Here is a 22,087-nt window from a genome sequence, read left to right as displayed (position 1 = left end):
AGGCCTGATCTTACATTCTCTTATCTGTTATCTATGACTTTCGGTCAGCCGATTAAAGCGCGAACTGCATTTTTGTGTCATATTTTCTTTTGAATTGAATAATTTTTTAAAAAATAAGCCCACTCCATCAAAAAAGCCGCAGCGATGATCAACACCTGTTTATCGCGCTGCCTATAAAAAACCCTCAAATTCACAGGGTTCTAAAACCCATTCACCACAGAACCAAAACGACTTACCCGGTATATTTTAGCGGGTTGCTTCAAAGATAAAGCAGCGATCTCTTGGCATTGTAAGCCACATTGGCTGTTCGGGTTTGGGTAAAAAAACGCTTGGAATTGAGGCTTTTAAAATGGATCCGTCATAGGCCATTCTAAACTCAACTAGGCTTTCACTGCCCAAGAAGCGCGATCGGATGACATGCCCCAATGCAGCCACGCCTTGCGATGGGGTTGGATTTGGCCCCTTACCCTGACGATCAAAATCAATGCGAACATGCTGCGGGCGCACAACAATATCCACCTTCGTGCCGTCGCTCAAGCCCGGGGCAAAAAATTGTCCAAATGGCGTTTCAGCCAAAGCCCCCTTAACTTGGCTTTTTATAACATTCGCATCGGAAAAAACCGCCACGGCGGCGCGATCTACGGGCGCGTTATAAATGTTATAAGGCGCGCCAGATTGAACGATCCGTCCCGCGCGCATCAGCGCGATTTCATCGGCCATCCGCATCGCCTCCTCAGGCTCATGCGTCACCAAAAGAACGGCCGTATCTTCGGATTTTAAGATCGCGAGGGTCTCATCGCGAATGCCATCGCGCAGCCTATTATCCAGGCCCGAAAACGGTTCATCCATCAACATTATACGTGGTTTTGGCGCCAAGGCGCGCGCTAAGGCAACCCTTTGCTGTTCGCCTCCAGAAAGCGAATGTGGGTATTGATCAATACGATGACGCAAGCCGACTTTTCCCAACAGGGTTTCTGCCGCTGCCCGCTTTTCATCACGCCCGCCAATCACGCCGAAACCAACATTATCGCCCACCGATAGATGCGGAAACAGCGCAAAATCTTGGAACATCAATCCAATCGAGCGGTGCTCTGCTGGCAAGCTAGACACGCCATCACACACGACCTGACCATCGATCAAAATCTGTCCATGATCTTGGCGATCAACGCCTGCGATAATTCGAAGCGTGGTTGACTTACCGCAGCCCGAAGGCCCCAAAAGACAGGTCACTTGCCCAGGGTTGATCCGCAAAGAAACGCTATCCACCACCCGCTGGCCGTTAAAGCTGCGGCTTATATCCGTTATTTCCAAGCGAGGCAAAATATCAGAGGCCACCGCAATCCATCCTCGTTTAACCGATCTTCTATGTGATTTGTCAGGAAACGCAGCGAAATTCAAGCAGCCCCAAACGCTCCCGATTTACCTCTGCTCTTGGCGCGCTAAACCAAATGCCTTTTGCCGGACAGCTTCGCTATAAGGTTGCGTTTACGGCACCGCCATCCAACAAGACGTTTTGACCAACCATGAACGCCGCATGTTGCGAGCACATAAACGCGCAGGTTTTTCCAAATTCTTGGGCAAGGCCATATCGCCCAACAGGAATGGACTTGGCGCGCTCTTTCTTGACCTGATCCAAACTCGTATTTTGGGCCTGAGAGGCGGCTTGATCCAATGCGCTGATACGGTCCGTATCATGCACGCCGGGCAGCAAATTGTTAATTGTTACCCCGTGCGGCGCAACCTGTCGGGCCGTTCCTGCCACGTAGCCGGTCAGTCCTGCGCGCGCGGAATTTGACAAACCCAAAACCGCAATCGGCGCTTTTACCGATTGCGATGTGATATTGACAACCCGGCCCCAGCCACGCGACATCATCGAGGGCAAAAGCCGTTTCATCAAATCAATCGGGGTGAGCATATTGGCTTCAAGCGCGGCCAGGAAATCATCACGGTCCCAATCGCTCCAAGCGCCAGGGGGCGGACCACCAGCGTTTGTGATCAAAATATCAGGTTGTTGAGCGACAGCCAGCACCGCATCGCGGCCGGCCAAGCTGGTAATATCAGCCGCGACAGTTTGCACCTTTACATTATAGCGCGCGCGAATAGCGTCAGCGGCATTTTCCAACGCCTCTGCGCCGCGCGCATTCATGACCAAATCAACCCCCGCCTCGGCCAAAGCCTGTGCACATCCAAAGCCCAATCCCTTGCTCGACGCGCAGACCAAAGCCGATTTTCCCGCAATTCCTAAATCCATTGCTGCCTCCTATATGATTACCCTTGACTATCGTTGAACCAGGCTGAATTGCAACCGACAAAACATGCGAAACAATCCAATACTTGCCAAGCATTCTGGCCCAAACTATACGGCGCCTATGCTAGATAAATTCTCAAACCGCCCCGATTTGCCCTCTGAAATTGCGCGCCGTCGCACCTTTGCGATTATCTCGCATCCCGATGCTGGCAAAACCACTCTAACCGAGAAATTCCTTTTATTCGGGGGCGCCATTCAAATGGCTGGGCAAGTGCGCGCCAAAGGCGAATCCCGCCGCACCCGCTCAGATTACATGCAGATGGAAAAAGATCGCGGAATTTCAGTATCTGCCTCTGCAATGTCTTTTGATTATAAAGAGTGCCGATATAATCTTGTAGACACCCCTGGTCACAGCGATTTTTCTGAAGACACATATCGCACTTTAACCGCCGTAGATGCGGCGATTATGGTAATTGATGGCGCCAAGGGAGTTGAAAGCCAAACTAGGAAATTATTCGAAGTGTGTCGGTTGCGCGATCTGCCAATTTTGACATTCTGTAATAAGATGGATCGCGAAAGCCGAGAAATTTTCGATATTATCGACGAAATACAGGAAAATCTGGCGATTGATGTCACGCCCGCCAGCTGGCCAATCGGAACTGGCGGCGATTTCTTAGGCTGCTATGACATGCTAAATGATCGATTGGAGCTGATGGACCGCGCGGATCGCAACCATATCGCCGAAAGTATCGAAATTAACGGCTTAGAGGATCCAAAACTTGCCAAGCATGTGCCAGAGCACCTTTTAGATAAATTGCGAGAAGATGTTGAAATGGCCCGCGGTCTGCTTCCTGCATTGGATCCACAGGCTGTTTTGCAAGGCAGTATGACGCCGATTTGGTTTGGCTCTGCGATCAATTCCTTCGGCGTGAAAGAATTGATGGAAGGTATCAAAGCCTATGGTCCAGAGCCTCAGATACAAACCGCACAGCCCCGCGAAATACTTCCCGAAGAAACCAAAGTGGCTGGGTTTGTGTTTAAGGTTCAAGCCAATATGGACCCCAAGCATCGCGATCGCGTGGCGTTTGTTAGGCTGGCTTCTGGGCATTTTCGGCGTGGGATGAAACTGACCCATGTACGCAGCAAAAAAACCATGGCGATCTCGAACCCTGTTTTATTTCTGGCTTCGGATCGTGAATTGGCAGAAGAAGCTTGGGCCGGGGATATCATTGGCATTCCAAATCACGGGCAATTGCGCATTGGCGATACGCTCACCGAAGGCGAGGCCTTGCGAGTTTCAGGCATCCCCTCTTTTGCCCCCGAATTGCTGCAGGCTTGCCGCGCGGGCGACCCCATGAAAGCCAAGCATTTGGAAAAAGCCTTGATGCAATTTGCCGAAGAAGGCGCGGCAAAAGTGTTTAAACCCAGCCTTGGTTCTGGCTTTATTGTGGGTGTAGTCGGGGCGCTTCAATTTGAGGTTTTGGCCAGTCGAATTGAATTGGAATATGGATTGCCCGTGCGGTTTGAAACCAGCCAGTTCACATCAGCACGCTGGGTCAGCGGCACAAAAGAAGCCGTCGATACCTTTTCAAACGCCAACCGCCAGCATATGGCCTTTGACCACGATGGCGATCATGTCTACCTGACGCGCTTGCAATGGGATATCGATCGTGTCCAACGTGATTATCCCGATGTCACGCTGACATCGACAAAAGAAATGATGGTCTAATCCCGATCCAGCATTAGCCCCCCAACCTCATTTTTTTTAAGCGCGTCTTTTTTGAAATCAAATCAACGTCACCGCTTCCGGGCTTGGTTTTCGTTCGGTTCAAAAATAGTTTGCCCCATGGTGGTAGTGCCGCATCATATTGAGCGAAACAAAATCTTGCCGCAACAGCGCCGCTTCTGAGAACCGATAGCTGTGGTTGGAATATAGGTTTATCTCAGACTCAGTAAACGTTGCGCTTTTGAAAAAAAGATCCAAAACACCCAAAGGCTTAGAGACTGCAGTTTCCTTTTCGAGGGCCATCGGCGCAAGCCTTCCTCTGTATCAAGAGTGGCACAGCGCCCGTTAAAGGCAAAAAATTCAAACAGGCGTGGCGCCTCAGACCTGTTGAACCGATCAGAGGTAAAAGGGCTTGCAGGTAAATGTTGAAAGTTTTGAAAGCCTACCAAGCGGGCAAGCATATCTAAGAGTGATAAAAACGCTGAAGGGCAAATCTTATGCGTTTATTTGTTTGGATAATTATCTTGTTAAACGCGATAGATCCGCAAGCATCAATGAAATTAGTGGTTTAGGCATTGTTACAGTCGTGGGCAGCGGTTTGGCCCTGCGCGTCGCGCAATGACACCGCGGTGCCACAAACTGTTTTAACCTAGGGGGTGTTTTGAAACAGATTTAGCATGTCCATTAAGAGCAGCGCTTAGGCATCTACACCTAGTTTTCGGATAACTCAAAGGCGTGATTTCAGCGCTCCTACCTAAAGCTCAAAAATCGTTCAGAACTGTGCCTGCAATGGCAGAACAGTTTACTAATTTAAAGACCAAACGGCCCAAACCAGTGAAACCATTGACCATTCAAGATAATAAGAGTACACCGCACCTAAATTATGCCCTTTTCGGCTTCGTTAACTCGATCGAAGCTGGCCAAAATGCGATAACGCTAAGGGCTCTCCAAACGCGGATTTAGATGACAAAATTCTCTGACCTGAGCTTAAACCCAAAAATTTTAAAAGCAATCGATGAGGCCGGTTACGAAACGCCCACGCCCATCCAAGCCCAAGCAATCCCCGCAGCTTTGGCTGGAAAAGATGTTTTGGGCATTGCACAAACCGGAACAGGCAAAACAGCCAGCTTCACCTTGCCAATGATTCATCTTTTGGCTCGGGGTCGCGCCCGCGCGCGGATGCCGCGCTCTCTCGTGCTCTGCCCTACGCGCGAATTGGCAGCCCAAGTTGCTGAGAATTTTGACACCTATACTAAACACTTGAAACTGACAAAGGCGCTTTTAATTGGCGGCGTCAGCTTTAAAGAACAAGATCTTTTGATCGATAAGGGCGTGGATGTGTTGATCGCAACGCCAGGGCGACTTTTAGACCATTTTGAAAGAGGGAAACTGTTGCTTACAGGCGTTCAGGTTATGGTGGTTGATGAGGCTGACCGCATGCTTGATATGGGGTTTATTCCCGATATTGAGCGTATTTTTGGCCTAACCCCGTTCACCCGGCAAACGCTTTTCTTCAGCGCCACAATGGCGTCAGAAATCGAGCGTATAACCAATACATTTCTTTCGGCGCCCACGCGGATAGAAGTGGCTCGGCAAGCCACGGCTTCAGAAACCATTGAGCAAAGCGTGGTGATGTTCAAAGGCTCGCGCAGAGATCACGAAGCCAGTGAAAAGCGCGCGGTCTTGCGCGGTCTTATCGATGCCGAAGGCGCCGCTTGTAAGAATGGTATTATTTTCTGCAATCGTAAAACTGATGTGGATATTTGCGCAAAATCGCTTTTAAAATATGGCTATGACGCAGCTCCAATTCACGGAGATCTTGATCAATCCCAACGCACAAGAACGCTCGAGGCTTTCAGAGAAGGCAAATTGCGGTTTCTCGTCGCCTCAGACGTGGCTGCGCGCGGGCTTGACGTGCCCTCTGTGAGCCATGTTTTTAATTTTGATGTGCCGTCGCATCCTGAAGATTATGTGCATCGCATTGGCCGCACCGGGCGGGCAGGACGCGATGGTAAAGCAATGATGCTTTGTAGCCCGCGAGACCAAAAGAATTTTGATGCCATCGAGGCGTTGATAAAGAAAGAAATACCGCGCCAGGAAAACCCACTCAAATCCTCAGAACCCGCGCCCGCTATTGAAGCGGCCTCAATAGCTCGATCTCGCGATGACATAGGTGACAAAAATATAGCAGAACGCAGCTCTGGTACAGATACCGCACGCGCCTCGCACCCACCCAAAACTCGTACGGAACGCAGCACTGCTCCGCGCAGACGGCACAAAAATGACTCTGAGCATGAAAGCCAGCCAATCATCGGCTTGGGAGATCACATGCCAAGCTTTATTGCTCTTAGCTTTGAGGATCGGCGCAGCCAGCAATCCGGCAGCTTAAGGTAGAAAACCTCCGCCTCGTTGCCAGATTACTCAAGGCTACATCAAACGGCTCACGATCACGGTCACTTCTGGTGATTTTCCGATCTCGGCCTGACATGTTTGGCGCACCACGCGCTTGAAGCCTTGTTCCATCTTATCATCATCGCCGCGTGTTTTTTCGCCAGCTCTACCGATGAACTGACTAAGATCTTCTTCAAGCAGATCAACCAAAGGCGCCCCTGCGTGTCCCATTTCACTGAGACCTCGGGTTTCCACCCAAGGTTCCCCCAACATATCATTCTCATCGTCCAAAATAACATTCACAATCACATGGCCATTCAGCGCCAAGCGAATACGATCCCGCACCACACCATCCAGCGCCCCCACTTGAATAGACCCATCCAAATACCGACGACCCGTTTCAATATACTCGGCCAATTTTGGGGCATTCCCAGACAAATCCAGCATCATACCATTGACGCAGATCAAAGCAGGCAAACCGCTATCTTGCGCCAGTTTGCTATGCGCGCGCAAATGGCGATGCTCTCCATGCATTGGAATGACCATTTGAGGCTGCGTGATCTGATGCATGCGCTGTAAATCGGGGCGGTTTGCATGGCCGGACACATGGTAGAGGCCATCGCTATCATCCACAACATCTACGCCTTTTTCAGAGAGCTGGTTGATGATACGAATAACGCCGCGCTCATTTCCAGGAATGGTTTTGGAGGAAAACAAGAACATATCGCCCTCCTTCAAACTGATGCCTTGAAATTTACCCTGCGCAAGCTGCGCGCTGGCGGCGCGGCGCTCGCCTTGGCTCCCAGTCACTAAAAGCATAAGATTTTCGCGAGGAATATTTTGTGCATCCTCGGGGCTCACCACCGTCGGAAAGTCATTTAAAACACCCGTTTCAAGCGCAGTTTCCACCATGCGGCGCATCGCGCGGCCCATCAAACAAATCGAGCGCTCTGCCCGCATACCGGCCTGCGCAAGTGTTTTAACCCGCGCGATATTGCTTGCAAATGTGGTGGCCACCACCATCCGCTCGGCGCTTTCCACCAAAGCGTCGATATTTGCACCCAGGCTCGCTTCAGACCGACCTTCATGCCCGGAAAACACATTTGTACTGTCACAAATCAACGCTTTCACCCCCGGGCGTGCGACATCTGCCCAAAGTTGCGGATCAAACGCTTCTCCCACCAGCGGCGTTTCGTCCAGCTTGAAATCGCCCGTATGAAGAAGCCGCCCCTGCGGCGTATCAATAACCAAGCCACTGCTTTCAGGAATGGAATGTGAAATCGGCAAAAAACCGACCTTAAAGGGGCCCTTTTCAACAGTTTCAGGCCAGGCCTCAATGGTCGAGACAACGCGGTCAGGATGACCTCGTTCTACCATTTTACGCCGCGCGATATTGGCCGTGAAGCGCCGGGCGTAGACCGGAGCACCAATATCCCCCCATAAATGGCCCAAAGCACCAACATGGTCTTCATGCGCATGCGTAATGAAAATTGCTTCAATTCGGTGTTTCTGCGCGATAAGCCAAGTGATATCGGGCAAAATCAAATCCACCCCCGGGGTGCCATCCATATCGGGAAAGCTGACACCAAGATCCACCACGATCAACCGTTCAGCCCCTTCTCGCCCATAGCCATAGACATAGGCATTCATGCCAATTTCACCCGCTCCCCCAAGGGGAAGGTAAATCAATCTCTCACTGCTCATGAGCCCTATCCGTTTTTATTATGGGCATGGATAACCTGTAAGCCATGCATTGTTAAATCATCTTCGTAATGGTCAAATAGCGTATCTGCCGTCTGAAACAATGGCGCAAGACCACCGGTGGAAATAACCTGCATTGGGCGCGCATGTTCAGCTTTGATCCGTTTGCAGATTTCTCGCACCAAACCAATATACCCCCAAAATACTCCCGATTGCATACAGGCGACCGTATTCTTACCAATCACCGCTTTCGGCTTGGCAATATCAACATGCGGAAGCGCCGCAGCTTCTTGGTGGAGCGCCGAGAGTGACAGGTTTACCCCTGGTGCAATTGCACCACCGATATAAGCCCCGTCACCATCCACAACATCAAATGTGGTGGCGGTGCCAAAATCTACAATGATCAGGTCGCCGCCATATAAATCAAATCCCGCAACAGTATTGACCAACCGATCCGGACCCACCGCAGTGCCACGATCGACGCGGATGTTTACGGGCAATAGGCAATCAGGCTTTCCCACCACATATGGCCGAGTGTTGAAATATCTATCTGCCAAGACGCGCAAATTAAATACCACGCGCGGCACCGTTGACGAAATAATCATCTCTGTGATGTCCGCTTTGATTTTCTGCAACGACATCAGCGTTGATAACCAGACAAAATATTGATCGGCGGTTCTTTGCGTTTCTGTCGAAGCACGCCAAGTGGCGATAAAGCTTTCGCCATCCCAAATTGAAAAAACCGTATTGGTATTGCCGCAATCCACCGCAAGTAACATCAGCTACGTTCCTCTAAAATAGATTTCAGCGGCGGCGATAGAACGCGCGCCGGATGGTGTCTGCAACTGCAAATGCCCTGAATCATCAATCCTGTCAAATCGTCCGGTTATGTCTTCGCCACCCACGCGCGCGGTAATAACCTCGCCAAGGCGCGCCGCCCGTGCAAGCCACGCCACGCGTATCGGCTCAAAGCCTTGTTTTAAAAACCGGGTTTCCCAATCATCAAAGCGCTGCGCCAATATCTTTAAAAAGCTAAGGGGTGTAATTTTCAGGTTCAGCGCAGAGAATAAACCGACCGCATCCAGCGCGCCAAGTTGCAAATCTGTTTGCGCGGGCGCTTGGTTTAAATTCACCCCAACCCCAATCGCAAGCGCGCGGCGACCGCCTTCATCAATGCTGGTTTCCAGCAAAATTCCCGCCAATTTTTTGCCCTGTAACAACACATCATTTGGCCATTTTAAGGAAAATTCATCAGCACCAAAACTGACCTCAACCAAAGCATCATGCACCGCCAAGCCCGCCACGAAAGAGCGCAAGGCAACGTCTTGAATTTTTCCTTGAGGAAATACCAGCACTGTCGCTGCAAAATTTCCAACCGGATCTACCCAGGCTTTTCCACCCCGGCCGCGGCCTGCGGTTTGCTTATGGGCAAAAAACCAAGTGGGTTTTTCTATCCGGCCAGCGCAGCGCAATGCCTCAGCATTGGTGCTAGAGATTTCCTCATATTCCCGAATCTCATACCCTGCGGGCAGATTATTGCACAAGGGTCTGGGCCGCTGCAGCTGCCAGGCCTTCCAAACCAAACAGGTTGGCAACGCCAACCACCATAATGATTGCAGAGGCCATTAAAACCGAGGCCATGACTGGAGATTTTGAAACATCAAGACCAATTTCCTGCTCCTCGCCAAAATACATATAGAACACGATCCGCAAATAATAAAAGGCCCCGATCACAGACGCGATAACGCCAGCGATCGCGAGCCAAGCCAAACCCGCGTCAAAAGCGGCGCGCAGCACATATAATTTTCCAAAAAACCCGACCATAGGAGGCACGCCGGCCAAGCTAAACAACAGCACCAGCATAGCCAAGGCTTTACCAGGCTGGCTGCGCGATAACATGTTCAAAGACGCAATATCCGTGACCGGTTTTCCATCTTTTTGCATCGAAAGAATAAACGCGAAAGTTCCAATATTCATCGTGACGTAAATGGCCATGTAAATGAGCAAGGCTTGCAATCCAAAAGCCGTGCCCGCAGCCAACCCCATAAGCGCATACCCCATATGAGCAATCGAGGAATAGGCCATCAAACGCTTGATGTTTGTTTGCCCAATCGCCGCAAACGCACCCAAAAACATCGAAAGCAACGATAAAACAGCGATGATCTGTTGCCAATCTCCGACAACATTTCCAAAGGCATCATGCAGCACGCGCGCAAACAAACCAATCGCGGCCACTTTCGGCGCCGTAGCAAAAAATGCCGTCACCGGTGTAGGAGCACCTTCATAAACGTCAGGTGTCCACATATGAAACGGCACGGCGGAAACTTTGAACGCCAAACCCGCGCTGATCATCACCAAGCCAAGCAACAAGCCAACAGAAATGTCGCTCTCTGCTGTCGCGGCAACAATGCCCGTGAACAAGGTTGTGCCCGAATAGCCATAGCAGAGCGACGCACCATACAGCAAAAGCCCAGATGACAAAGCGCCAAGCACAAAATATTTCAGGCCGGCCTCAGTCGATTTCAAACTATCGCGGCGCAGCGAGGCGATCACGTAAAGCGCTAAAGATTGTAGCTCAAGCCCCATATAAAGCGCCATAAGATCACCCGCCGAGACCATCACCATCATCCCGACAACCGCGAAAACAACCAAAAGTGGATATTCAAAGCGCAACAACCCATTGCGAGACATGTAATCTTCGCTCATCACCAGCACCGCTGCCGCTGAGAACAAAATAGTCACTTTTGCGAAACGGGCAAAGCCGTCATCTACAAACATACCGCCAAATGCAACCTGCGTTTCGCCGGAGCCAGTGGTTGCAATGGCCAATGCAACCAAAGCCATAATAGCCGCGGTGAGCCAGACCAAAAGCGGGCCCAAGCGGTCTTTACTCGTATAGACACTTCCCACCAAAGCAAGCATCGCAAAAACCGATAGAAAAACCTCGGGCAGAATAATGTTCAGATCAGCTTGGATCATTGACCGTACTCCTGTTAATGCGATGCGGCCAATTGGGTGCTGGTCTCAGCGATCCCCAAAGCCATTTCATAATTCAGCACCAAGGCCTCGACAGAGGGGCCGATGAGATCCAATATCAATGCCGGATACACACCCAGCAATAAGGTCATCACCACCAATGGTGCAAAGATCGCCCGCTCGCGCCGGCTCATGTCAGATATTGTGCGCAGGCTCTCTTTGATCAGATCCCCCATAACCACGCGGCGATAGAGCCAAAGCGCGTATGAGGCGGATAGAATTACCCCGGCCGTTGCAACCAAAGCCACCCAGGTATTGACCTGGAATATGCCGACAAGCGTTAAGAATTCACCCACAAAACCCGACGTGCCCGGAAGGCCCACATTGGCCATTGTGAACAGCATGAAAATAAGTGCATAGGCGGGCATACGGTTCACCAAACCGCCATACGCATCGATCTCGCGCGTGTGCATACGGTCGTAAATAACGCCAACGCAGAGAAACAGCGCTCCTGATATGAAGCCATGGCTCAGCATTTGAAAAATGGCGCCGTCAATCCCTTGTTGATTGGCCGCAAATATCCCCATTGTCACATACCCCATATGCGCAACCGAAGAATAAGCGATAAGCTTTTTCATATCTTCCTGCATCAGTGCCACCAAAGACGTATAGAAAATAGCGATCGCCGACATCCACAACACCACCGGCGCCATCACGTCTGACCCGACGGGAAACATCGGCAAGCTAAAGCGCAAGAACCCATATCCCCCCATTTTCAAAAGGATAGCCGCCAATACAACGGAACCGGCCGTGGGTGCCTGCACATGTGCATCGGGCAGCCAGGTGTGCACAGGCCACATCGGCATTTTTACGGCGAAGCTGGCAAAAAACGCTAAAAACAGCAAGGTTTGCATTCCACCCACGATATGAAGACCCAATATCTTCATATCGGCAAAATCAAACTCATGGATCATCAAAGTTGGAATATCTGTGGTGCCCGCTTCGGCAAACATCGCCACCATGGCAACCAACATCAAAACGGATCCTAAAAACGTGTAGAGAAAGAACTTAAACGAGGCATAGATCCGCTCTTTTCCACCCCAGATCCCAATGATCAAGAACATCGGGATCAAACCCGCTTCAAAAAACAGGTAGAACAGCACCAGATCAAGCGCCATAAACACGCCCAGCATCAACGTTTCCAAAAGCAAAAACGCGATCATATATTCTTTGACGCGCGTGTTCACACCCCAGGATGCGGCAATCACCAAGGGCATCATGAATGTTGTTAGCATGACAAATAGAATGCTGATCCCGTCCACACCCAGCTTATACTTCAAACCCAAAAGCCAATCGGCCTCTTCCACCATTTGAAATCCCGTATCAGACGGATCAAACTGCCATAAAATGAACAGCGAAATGATAAATGTTGCGGTTGTTGCGACCAACGCAAAGCGCTTGGCAACCAAACCGGCCGCGGCATCTTCGCCGCGCGCAACAACCAAAAGGATCAAAGCCGCCATAGCCGGTACAAAGGTTACAATGGACAATAGCAAAGTATCCATATCAGTTGCCTCCTCCGGTAAAGCTCATCCAAGTGACAAGCACTACAATTCCGATCACCATCGCAAAGGCATAGGTGAAGATAAACCCGGACTGCGCCCGCCCCGCCAAACGCGTCACCATCGGAATAAACCCAAGCGCGATACCATTGAGCGTGCCATCAATGATTTTGCCATCGCCCCGCTTCCAGAGCAAACGCCCAAGAGCTTTGGCTGGTTTTACAAAAAGCACATCGTAGATTTCATCAAAATACCACTTGTTGAGCAAGAATAGGTAAAGAGGGCGCTGGTTTGCCGCGAGGCGCGCGGGCATCGCCGGATCCCAAATGTAAAACCAAAGCGCTGTTACAAAACCAATAAGCATCGCAATAAACGGGCTGATTTTCACCCAGACCGGGGCATGATGCGCCTCATCCATTACGTGATTATCAGCTCTTATATAAATCGCGCCTATTGGTGCTTGCGCCTGTACCGCGTGTCCGTCGGCTTTTTTCGCATGCGTATCGGCTTTGTCAGCCTGCGCCCCATCGCCCTGATCATGGCCCACATCATGCCCATGGTCTTTCTCTGACACATGATGTTCGGGAATGCCAAAAAACCTATTCACAGAGGCATGATCGCCAAAGAAGCTGCTATACCACACCATGCCGCTGAACACCGCGCCAAGCGCGAGAACACCTAAGGGTATCAACATGACTTTGGGGCTTTCATGCGCGTGCTCATGCGTATGGTGATCACCGCGCGCCTCACCGTAAAAGGTTAGAAAAATCAAACGCCAGCTGTAAAAAGATGTCAGCATAGCGGCGAAAACCAGCATCCAAAACGCATAGCCACCCGAGGTTCCTGCCCAAGCACTTTCAATCACAGCATCCTTTGATAAAAATCCGGCAAAACCAATATGCGTGAGAGGGATACCAACACCGGTAATGGCCAAAGTTCCAATCATCATAGCCGCAAATGTATAAGGGATTTTTTTCCGCAAACCGCCATAATTGCGCATGTCTTGTTCATGATGCATCGCATGGATCACAGATCCCGCCCCCAAAAACAGCATGGCTTTGAAAAACGCATGCGTGAACAGGTGGAACATGGCGACCGAATATACACCCACGCCCGCGGCGACGAACATATAGCCAAGCTGCGAACAGGTTGAATAGGCAATGACGCGCTTGATATCGTTTTGAACCAGACCAACAGTGGCAGCAAAAAAGGCTGTTGAAGCGCCAAGAAAAGTCACAAATGCCATCGCTTCGGGCGCGTATTCCATCAAAGGTGACATCCGACACACCAAAAATACACCCGCTGTAACCATGGTGGCCGCATGAATAAGCGCAGAAACCGGGGTTGGCCCCTCCATCGCATCGGGAAGCCATGTGTGCAAAAACAGCTGGGCCGATTTGCCCATCGCACCGATAAACAGCAAGAACGCTAGTAAATTGGCGGCATTCCACTCCCGCCATAAAAAATGAATTTGTGTTTCGGCTAGCTTTGGCGCAGCGGCAAACACCTCGGTAAAAGACACGCTATCGGTCAAATAAAACAAGCCGAAAATGCCCAATGCAAAGCCAAAATCCCCAACCCGGTTCACCACAAAAGCTTTGATTGCCGCAGCATTGGCCGTTGGTTTACGATAATAAAACCCGATCAAAAGATACGAGGCTACACCAACGCCTTCCCAGCCAAAAAACATCTGAATAAGATTGTCAGATGTGACAAGCGCAAGCATCGCGAATGTGAAGAAAGACAAATAAGCAAAAAATCTGGGTTTATAGCTTTCATCCTCATTCCATTGCGGATCATGATCCATGTATCCAAAGCTGTAAAGATGCACCAAAGCAGACACAGAGGTGACGACGATCAACATGATCGCTGTCAGCCGATCCAACCGGATCGCCCAATCTGTGCTTAAGCTTCCGCTTTCGATAAAGCGAAATATTTGAATGATTTGCGTTTCACCATCAAATCCCAAAAAGACAATCCAGCTTAGGGCGCAAGCCAAAAACAACAGACCAGTTGTCACGTATTGAGCGGCGGTTTCACCGATTATTTTCCAGCCGAACCCGCCAATCAAGGCTCCAATTAAGGGCGCAAAAAGAATGAGCTTTACCATTTTCGACTATCCTTGCATCACGTTGACGTCTTCAACGGCGATGGTGCCGCGATTGCGAAAGAAACTGACCAAAATCGCCAGACCAATCGCAGCTTCTGCGGCGGCGACCGTCAACACGAAAAGCGTAAAAACCTGTCCGACCAAATCGCCCAAAAAACTCGAAAAAGCAACCAGATTGATGTTCACAGCAAGCAGCATCAGCTCGATCGACATCAACAAAATAATCACGTTTTTTCGATTTAAAAACAAACCAAAAATACCTATCACAAAAAGCGAGGCCGCCACTGTTAGATAATGTTCTAAACCAATCATAAAATTCCCTCGGTTCCTGTAATCTTAGGCGACATTGGCTTAAAGCCCCTGCCCCGGTTTTACGTCTTTCAATTCCATCGCTAATGCTGGATCGCGATACATTTGTGCCAAAACATCTTGCCGCTTTACATCCTTGCGGTGGCGCAAGGTCAAAACGATCGCCCCGATCATCGCCACCAACAGGATCAGACCCGCCAATTGGAAGAGCAAGAAATACTGATCATAAATCAGCAAACCAAGCGCCACGGTGTTATGCGTCTCTGCTGGAGTCACAGCTGCCCGCGCCGCCTCAGCCGTGTCAGCAACGCTCCACACGCCAAGCGCCATCGACAGCTGCATCAACAAAACCAAACCGATTAACAAGCCAAGCGGCAAGTATTGCGCCATCTCCGCCTTTAATTCAGCAAAATCAACATCCAACATCATCACGACGAAGAGAAACAAAACCGCAACAGCGCCAACATAGACAATGACCAAAAGCATCGCCACAAACTCGGCGCCAAGCAATACGAACAATCCAGCAGATGATAAAAATGTTAAGATAAGCCATAACACAGAATGCACTGGGTTTCGGCTTACCACGGTAAACAGCCCGCCTGTCACCGTACATAACGCAAACAGATAGAATGCAAATCCAACCACGCTCATCCAGAAATATCCTTTTTTGTCAATGACGCATCCACCACAACGTCATAAGCTGCTGCGCCTCTCAGCGCATTCCGATTTCTTCGCTTTGCAACGCTCAAATAAGGCCCACTCAAAATATCCATCATCGGTACGGCGCGTCCAACTCAAGATTGCGTGCAATTTCTGCTTCCCAACGATCGCCGTTTTCAAGCAATTTATCTTTATTATAAAAAAGCTCTTCGCGGGTTTCGGTTGCATACTCAAAATTTGGCCCTTCCACGATGGCATCAACCGGGCAGGCCTCTTGGCAAAAGCCGCAGTAAATGCACTTGGTCATATCGATATCGTAGCGGGTGGTGCGTCGGCTGCCATCATCGCGCGGTTCTGCATCGATGGTAATCGCTTGCGCGGGGCAAACCGCTTCGCAAAGCTTACAAGCGATGCAGCGTTCTTCGCCATTTGGATAGCGTCGCAGCGCATGCTCTCCGCGAAACCGTGGCGATAAAGGGCCTTTTTCATGAGGGTAGTTTAGCGTTGCCTTTGGTTTGAAGAAATATTTCAGGCCAAGCTTCAATCCGGTAAACACATCGGCAAGCAAAAAATACTTCGCGGCGCGTGTATAATCTATCTGGCTCATCTTAACCCCCTATCATCCAGCGGGCATAAGCGCCGCCAAACAGCTCAAATTTTGCAAAAAACGCTACAATAACAACCCAGGCTAACGACATCGGCAAAAAGACTTTCCAGCCGATCCGCATCAATTGATCATAGCGATAGCGCGGCGTAATCGCCTTCACCATGGCGAACATGAAGAAGAAGAATGCCATTTTGCCGACCATCCATAAAACTCCATCGGGAATTCCTGGGATTGGTGACAACCAGCCCCCGAAGAATAATAATGAGGTCAGCGCGCACATCAGGAAAATCGCAATATATTCGCCTGCCATAAACAACAGGAATGGCGTCGAGCTATATTCAACTTGATAGCCAGCCACCAATTCTGATTCAGCTTCCGGCAGATCGAAGGGCGGGCGATTTGTTTCTGCCAATGCAGAGATGAAAAACAAAAACACCATGGGCAGATGCGGTAACCAATACCAGCTGAAGAACCCATAAGCACCGTCTTGCGCTGCAACAATATCGCCAAAATTCATGGATCCCGTTGAAATAATAACCCCAATGATAATCAAGCCGATCGACACTTCATAAGAAATCATCTGCGCTGCTGAGCGCAATGAGCCTAAAAACGGATATTTTGAATTCGAGGCCCAGCCCCCCATGATAACGCCATAGACCTCAAGCGAAGAAATCGCGAAAACATATAGAATAGCAACGTTGATATTGGCCAAGACCCAGCCATCATTGAACGGGATCACCGCCCAGGCTACCATCGCCAACACAAAAGAAATCAGCGGCGCAAGGAAAAAAACCGTTTTATCGGCGCCCGCGGGCACCACGATTTCTTTCACAACGTATTTCAGCGCATCCGCGACTGTTTGCAACAGACCAAACACGCCAACCACATTAGGGCCGCGGCGCATCTGTACGGCCGCCCAAATCTTTCTATCTCCGTATACAAGAAAGAGCAGACTGACCATAACAAAGCCCAAAACCGCGAGACATTGCGCCACGATGGTTAGCGCAATACCGCCTGGAGTTGTGAGAAAATCAGCCATCGGTATTCCTAACTAGTTTCGCTGAAAACGTGGAAGAACGCGGGGTAATCTGCATCGCGCAGACCTTATTTAAGGAAAGAGTCATTCTGCCGCCACCGGCGCTTGAGCGCGCGCCTCAGTACCCGCCGAAAGTTCTGCCATCAATTTTGACGCCCGCGCAATCGGATTGGTTAAATAGAAATCTGAAATCGCGCTTCGGAACGTAGCTTTGCCCAACGTCCCCGCCTTAAGCGGCGCCCATTCGCTTTGCGAGATCTGATCGATTTGGCCAAGATGCGGGTGAGCTTCAAGCAAACTCTGACGCAATTCAGCGAACGAATCGAAGGGCAAGGTAGCGGCTAACTCGGCTGATAACGCCCGCAAAATCGCCCAGTTTTCTTTCGCCTCACCAGGTGCAAAACCCGCCCTTACGGCCAATTGTGGGCGCCCCTCGGTATTGACGAATAAGCCGTTCTCTTCCGTGTAGGCAGCGCTTGGGAAGATGATATCTGCGCGATGCGCACCACGATCACCATGGCTGCCTTGATAAATTACCACTGGACCAGCGGCAATTTCAACTTCATCCACCCCTAGGTTGAAAACAACCTCAGCCGAATCAAGCGCTGCGGTGACGCCGCCCTCACAGGTGGCATCGATATCCAGCATGCCCACGCGGCTGGCTGCCGTGTGCAGCACCATAAGTTTGCCGCCCGCGTCTTCGGCCAGCCCCATCGCGTGCCCCAGCACAGCCGCACCATCAGCCTCAACCAAAGCACCCATGCCAATGATGAATAATGGCGCCGTTGCAGATTTTGCGGTTTTCGACAATTTGGCCAGCGCAGCTCGATCCGCGCCAATCAGTTCATAGTCATAAGTGAGATCAACCGCCTGCCCGACAAGTTTGACTTGCGCGCCTTTTGTCCAAGCTTGACGAATGCGCGCATTCAAAACCGGCGCTTCCAACCTAGGATTACAGCCGATCAAATAAATTTCATCCGCGGCATCAATATCTTCAATCACCGCAGATCCAACATAGCCAGAGCGGTTCAAAGCGGGCAGCTGCGCGCCATCAACGCGGCATTCAACCGCGCCCCCCAAACCTTCAACCAGGTTTTTCAGCGCAAAACCCGCTTCAACCGGCACAAGATCCCCAATTAAACCAACCAAATTCTTCCCCGACATCGCCGCTGCTGCGGCCTTTAAAGCCTCGGGCCATGTGGCGGGGCGCAATTTGCCATTTTCACGCAGATAGGGTTGGTCAAGCCTTTGCCGGCGCAACCCATCCCAAACAAACCGGGTTTTATCCGAAATCCATTCTGCATTCACCTCGTCATGATTGCGTGGCAAAATACGCATCACTTCACGGCCTTTCGTATCCACGCGAATATTGGATCCAAGCGCATCCATCACGTCGATTGTTTCTGTTTTTGTTAACTCCCAAGGGCGCGCGGTGAAAGCATAGGGCTTTGACGTCAAAGCCCCAACAGGGCAGAGATCGATAATATTGCCTTGCAGGTTGCTGTTCAGCGTTTCCCCAAGATAGCTGGTTATTTCGCTATCTTCGCCGCGTCCAGTTTGACCCATCTGCGTGATTCCAGCAACTTCTGTTGTGAAGCGCACGCAGCGCGTGCAACTGATGCAACGCGTCATATGCGTTTCAACTAGAGGGCCAAGATCCAAATCGGTACTTGCCCGTTTGGCTTCGCGAAACCGCGAAAAATCAAGGCCATAAGCCATCGCCTGATCCTGAAGATCACATTCACCACCCTGATCACAAATCGGACAATCCAGCGGATGATTGATCAGTAAAAACTCCATCACGCCTTCACGGGCCTTTTTGACCATTGGTGAATTGGTCTTGATCACCGGTGGCTGCCCTTCCGGTCCGGGGCGCAGATCGCGCACCTGCATCGCGCAAGAGGCCGCAGGTTTTGGTGGCCCCCCGACAACTTCGACCAAACACATACGACAATTACCAGCGATTGTAAGGCGCTCATGGTAACAAAAGCGCGGCACTTCAATGCCAGCTTGCTCGCAAGCTTGGATCAACGTCATGGCGCTATCTACTTCAATTTCATTATCGTCGATAACGATGGTACGCATTGTGGTCATTGTATGATCTCAACTTTTGTTGCGTTAGAGGGCTGCGCTGCGACGGCTCTTAATGCGCTGACCAGCATGTGGCCAAGCGTGGCTGGGCAGACAAGGCAAGAATAGCACCCCGTTTGGCGCATATCGGATAACGCTTGGCTCATAAAATCACGCAGCTCCCAGTCAGGTTAAAATTGCCATTTTCAAGCTCTAAATCGGGGTTGTCAGGGCCCATTATCCAAGCAATATCTGAGGTTCCAAACTTTTCAACGCAATATTTCGTTGCCTCATAACGCCCGGCTTCGCGCGCCCCCGCAACACTTTTCGTAGCTTTTTTTACGCGCAGCGAGAAGGCCTCAGGGGCGTCTTTTCCCGCTTTCAAGGATGCGCTAAATTTCACACCGTCAAACGCATGTTGATTGTCTGTGTAGCTTTCACCACAAGAGACGCAGAACATGATTGGCAATATGGCTATCAAGCAACGCATTGTTTTATTCCGCCGCCACCGCATCGATCGAACCAGATCGCTTATGCGCGATCCGATCTTCTATTTCATCTCTGAAATTGCGGATAAGGCCCTGAATCGGCCAGGCCGCAGCATCGCCAAGCGCACAAATAGTGTGCCCTTCCACTTGTTTGGTCACATCCAACAGCATGTCAATTTCTTCAACACCGGCCTCGCCTGTCACCAAACGGTCCATCACGCGCATCATCCATCCAGTACCTTCACGGCACGGCGTGCATTGCCCGCAACTTTCATGCTTATAAAACTTAGAAAGACGCCAGATCGCTTTGATAATATCGGTCGATTGATCCATCACAATCACCGCCGCGGTTCCTAGCCCCGAGCGTTGCTCGCGCAAATAATCAAAGTCCATGATCGCATCACGCATATGCTCGCCGCGGATACAAGGAACCGAAGAACCGCCGGGAATAACGGCTTTCAAATTACTCCAACCGCCACGAATTCCGCCGCAATGCTTTTCAATCAATTCTTCAAAACTGATCGACATGGCCTCTTCAACAACGCATGGGTTGTTCACATGCCCAGAAATCGCGAACAGTTTTGTTCCCGCATTATTGGGCCGCCCAAAACTGCTAAACCAGTCAGGGCCTCGGCGCAAAATAGTTGGAACAACCGCGATCGACTCCACGTTATTCACCGTCGTAGGGCAGCCATAAAGCCCGGCACCTGCAGGGAATGGCGGCTTCATCCGCGGCATTCCTTTTTTGCCTTCAAGGCTTTCCAAGAGGGCAGTTTCTTCACCGCAAATATAGGCACCCGCCCCATGATGCAGATAAAGATCAAAATCCCAACCCGACTTGGCGGCATTCTTGCCAAGCAAGCCCGCATCATAGGCTTCATCGATCGCCGCCTGCAGCGCTTCGCGCTCGCGAATATACTCGCCGCGGATGTAAATGTAACACGCGTTGGCATTCATCGCAAAACTGGCGATCAGACAGCCCTCGATTAATGTGTGCGGGTCATGGCGCATGATTTCGCGGTCTTTGCACGTCCCCGGCTCTGATTCATCCGCGTTAACAACAAGGTAAGCCGGACGCCCATCGCTTTCCTTGGGCATGAAAGACCATTTGAGGCCGGTCGGAAACCCAGCGCCGCCGCGGCCGCGCAGACCCGATGCTTTCATTGTGTCAACGACCCAGTCGCGACCCTTTTTGATAATGGCCGCCGTACCATCCCAATGGCCGCGCGCACGCGCACCGGCGAGCGAACGATCATGCATGCCATAGATATTAGTAAATATCCGATCTTTATCCGTTAGCATACGCGCCTCATTTCCCTTGTTTCTGGCGGTGCCGCCACATGCGCAGAGACACCACCATCGCCCAAATAAACGCTGCCAAAACAGCGAGATCTATCAATATTGCAAACCGCCCGGCCAACCCCAACTTGGGACCAAGCCATTGCACAACAATCCAAAGCAGCATAGCGCCTGCGATGACCAAGGCCACCAAACGGCCCTGTCTGTTTTCATGTTGCCCCGCGCCCTGCGCCATCATCTTCCCTTCGAACGCGAGCCGTGCCGCATCCTTTTATCGTTAATTCTATGTCGTTAAGGCTTTCGCCTGCGCCACCCATTCATCGCGGCTGACACGCCCCTTAAACCCGTTTAAGTTTTCATCCATCCAAACAATATCATCTGGTCCCCAGGCCGTAATTTGATCATAATGAAAAACGCCAAGCGCGTTCAAAAGCGCTTCCAGCTTTGGACCAACGCCTTTTATCTTTTTCAGATCATCTGCTTGACCGTTGCGCGGCTGCGCTATCGCGCCTGGGGCGGTAACATCTGCACCTGCTGCAGAGGACGCATAGGCCCATTCAGGTTTACGTCCGGCAAGTTCAACCTCTCCGGGAAGCTGCGTAGAAGCAGGCTCAGATGCTGCGTCATATCGTTCAGCACCAACGCCACCAAGCGAAGTATCTTCAGCGCTGGCCTCAACCAAAGAACGCGCGCGCGCGCCGCCAAGCGGAGCCAAAGGTGTGCAAAACACCCACCCCAACAGCAAACCCAGGGCAACGAAAACGGTCGCAGCAAAAAAAACCGCGCCCATGAAGACTATTTTGCCCAAACCAAAACACATTATGAAGGTCAACACAGCTGAAGCGCCCGAAATTGCCCAGCAGCCCAGCTGGCAGCTTGTATACTTAATCGGCTCTAACATATT

21 protein-coding genes are annotated in these 22,087 nt (G+C 50.8%); 3 read left to right on the top strand and 18 right to left on the bottom strand.

Annotated elements, in window-relative coordinates; genetic code table 11:
• Positions 1-246: 246 nt before the first annotated feature.
• A complete protein-coding gene (locus GN241_08285; GenBank protein XAT59224.1) occupies positions 247-1,311 on the bottom strand; it encodes an ATP-binding cassette domain-containing protein in 1,065 nt (354 codons plus the stop codon).
• A 160-nt stretch (positions 1,312-1,471) separates the two neighbouring features.
• Positions 1,472-2,251, bottom strand: coding sequence for an SDR family oxidoreductase (locus GN241_08280; GenBank protein ID XAT57365.1), 780 nt, complete (start codon positions 2,249-2,251; stop codon positions 1,472-1,474).
• A 118-nt stretch (positions 2,252-2,369) separates the two neighbouring features.
• On the opposite strand from GN241_08280, the gene GN241_08275 reads away from it, so the two are divergent.
• Entirely contained in the window at positions 2,370-3,977 is a 1,608-nt protein-coding gene (locus GN241_08275) for a peptide chain release factor 3 (protein XAT57364.1), read from the top strand.
• Positions 3,978-4,076: 99 nt separating this feature from the next.
• On the opposite strand, the gene GN241_08270 is transcribed toward GN241_08275, so the two are convergent.
• Entirely contained in the window at positions 4,077-4,277 is a 201-nt protein-coding gene (locus tag GN241_08270; protein ID XAT57363.1) for a hypothetical protein, read from the bottom strand.
• Between the two features lie 109 nt (positions 4,278-4,386).
• Between GN241_08270 and GN241_08265 the strand changes: the two genes are divergently transcribed.
• On the top strand, positions 4,387-4,596 hold the full coding sequence (locus GN241_08265) for a hypothetical protein (protein XAT57362.1): 210 nt from the start codon (positions 4,387-4,389) through the stop codon (positions 4,594-4,596).
• Positions 4,597-4,937: 341 nt separating this feature from the next.
• Positions 4,938-6,368: a DEAD/DEAH box helicase gene (locus tag GN241_08260; GenBank protein XAT57361.1), complete on the top strand. Its 1,431-nt coding sequence runs from the start codon at positions 4,938-4,940 to the stop codon at positions 6,366-6,368.
• Positions 6,369-6,401: 33 nt separating this feature from the next.
• On the opposite strand, the gene GN241_08255 is transcribed toward GN241_08260, so the two are convergent.
• From GN241_08255 to GN241_08185, 15 genes are all read right to left on the bottom strand, one after another.
• On the bottom strand, positions 6,402-8,069 hold the full coding sequence (locus GN241_08255; protein ID XAT57360.1) for an MBL fold metallo-hydrolase: 1,668 nt from the start codon (positions 8,067-8,069) through the stop codon (positions 6,402-6,404).
• A gap of 5 nt (positions 8,070-8,074) precedes the next feature.
• Positions 8,075-8,845, bottom strand: coding sequence for a type III pantothenate kinase (locus tag GN241_08250; GenBank protein ID XAT57359.1), 771 nt, complete (start codon positions 8,843-8,845; stop codon positions 8,075-8,077).
• 3 nt (positions 8,846-8,848) lie between these two features.
• Positions 8,849-9,610: a biotin--[acetyl-CoA-carboxylase] ligase gene (locus GN241_08245; protein XAT57358.1), complete on the bottom strand. Its 762-nt coding sequence runs from the start codon at positions 9,608-9,610 to the stop codon at positions 8,849-8,851.
• Entirely contained in the window at positions 9,600-11,045 is a 1,446-nt protein-coding gene (gene nuoN, locus GN241_08240) for an NADH-quinone oxidoreductase subunit NuoN (GenBank protein ID XAT57357.1), read from the bottom strand. The genes GN241_08245 and nuoN overlap by 11 nt, the downstream gene beginning before the upstream one ends.
• 14 nt (positions 11,046-11,059) lie before the next feature.
• Positions 11,060-12,607: an NADH-quinone oxidoreductase subunit M gene (locus GN241_08235; GenBank protein ID XAT57356.1), complete on the bottom strand. Its 1,548-nt coding sequence runs from the start codon at positions 12,605-12,607 to the stop codon at positions 11,060-11,062.
• A 1-nt stretch (position 12,608) separates the two neighbouring features.
• Positions 12,609-14,714 carry an NADH-quinone oxidoreductase subunit L gene (gene nuoL, locus GN241_08230; protein ID XAT57355.1) on the bottom strand — a complete coding sequence of 702 codons (2,106 nt, stop codon included), beginning with the start codon at positions 14,712-14,714 and terminating at the stop codon, positions 12,609-12,611.
• Positions 14,715-14,720: 6 nt separating this feature from the next.
• A complete protein-coding gene (nuoK, locus tag GN241_08225; protein ID XAT57354.1) occupies positions 14,721-15,026 on the bottom strand; it encodes an NADH-quinone oxidoreductase subunit NuoK in 306 nt (101 codons plus the stop codon).
• Positions 15,027-15,065: 39 nt separating this feature from the next.
• Positions 15,066-15,674 carry an NADH-quinone oxidoreductase subunit J gene (locus tag GN241_08220; GenBank protein ID XAT57353.1) on the bottom strand — a complete coding sequence of 203 codons (609 nt, stop codon included), beginning with the start codon at positions 15,672-15,674 and terminating at the stop codon, positions 15,066-15,068.
• Positions 15,675-15,795: 121 nt separating this feature from the next.
• Entirely contained in the window at positions 15,796-16,290 is a 495-nt protein-coding gene (gene nuoI, locus GN241_08215; GenBank protein ID XAT57352.1) for an NADH-quinone oxidoreductase subunit NuoI, read from the bottom strand.
• Position 16,291: 1 nt separating this feature from the next.
• Complete coding sequence (gene nuoH / locus GN241_08210) at positions 16,292-17,329, bottom strand: NADH-quinone oxidoreductase subunit NuoH (protein ID XAT57351.1); 1,038 nt, start codon at positions 17,327-17,329, stop codon at positions 16,292-16,294.
• Between the two features lie 81 nt (positions 17,330-17,410).
• A complete protein-coding gene (locus GN241_08205; protein ID XAT57350.1) occupies positions 17,411-19,420 on the bottom strand; it encodes an NADH-quinone oxidoreductase subunit G in 2,010 nt (669 codons plus the stop codon).
• A 139-nt stretch (positions 19,421-19,559) separates the two neighbouring features.
• Positions 19,560-19,886, bottom strand: a complete 327-nt coding sequence (locus GN241_08200; GenBank protein XAT57349.1) for a hypothetical protein — start codon at positions 19,884-19,886, stop codon at positions 19,560-19,562.
• Between the two features lie 4 nt (positions 19,887-19,890).
• Entirely contained in the window at positions 19,891-21,186 is a 1,296-nt protein-coding gene (gene nuoF / locus GN241_08195) for an NADH-quinone oxidoreductase subunit NuoF (GenBank protein XAT57348.1), read from the bottom strand.
• Positions 21,187-21,193: 7 nt separating this feature from the next.
• A complete protein-coding gene (locus GN241_08190) occupies positions 21,194-21,418 on the bottom strand; it encodes a hypothetical protein (protein XAT57347.1) in 225 nt (74 codons plus the stop codon).
• 48 nt (positions 21,419-21,466) lie between these two features.
• Complete coding sequence (locus GN241_08185; GenBank protein XAT57346.1) at positions 21,467-22,084, bottom strand: NADH:ubiquinone oxidoreductase; 618 nt, start codon at positions 22,082-22,084, stop codon at positions 21,467-21,469.
• Positions 22,085-22,087: the final 3 nt, after the last annotated feature.

Source organism: Rhodobacteraceae bacterium IMCC1335 (assembly GCA_039640495.1).
GTDB lineage: Bacteria > Pseudomonadota > Alphaproteobacteria > Rhodobacterales > Rhodobacteraceae > Thalassovivens.
This window is presented reverse-complemented; position numbering and strand designations above follow the sequence as displayed.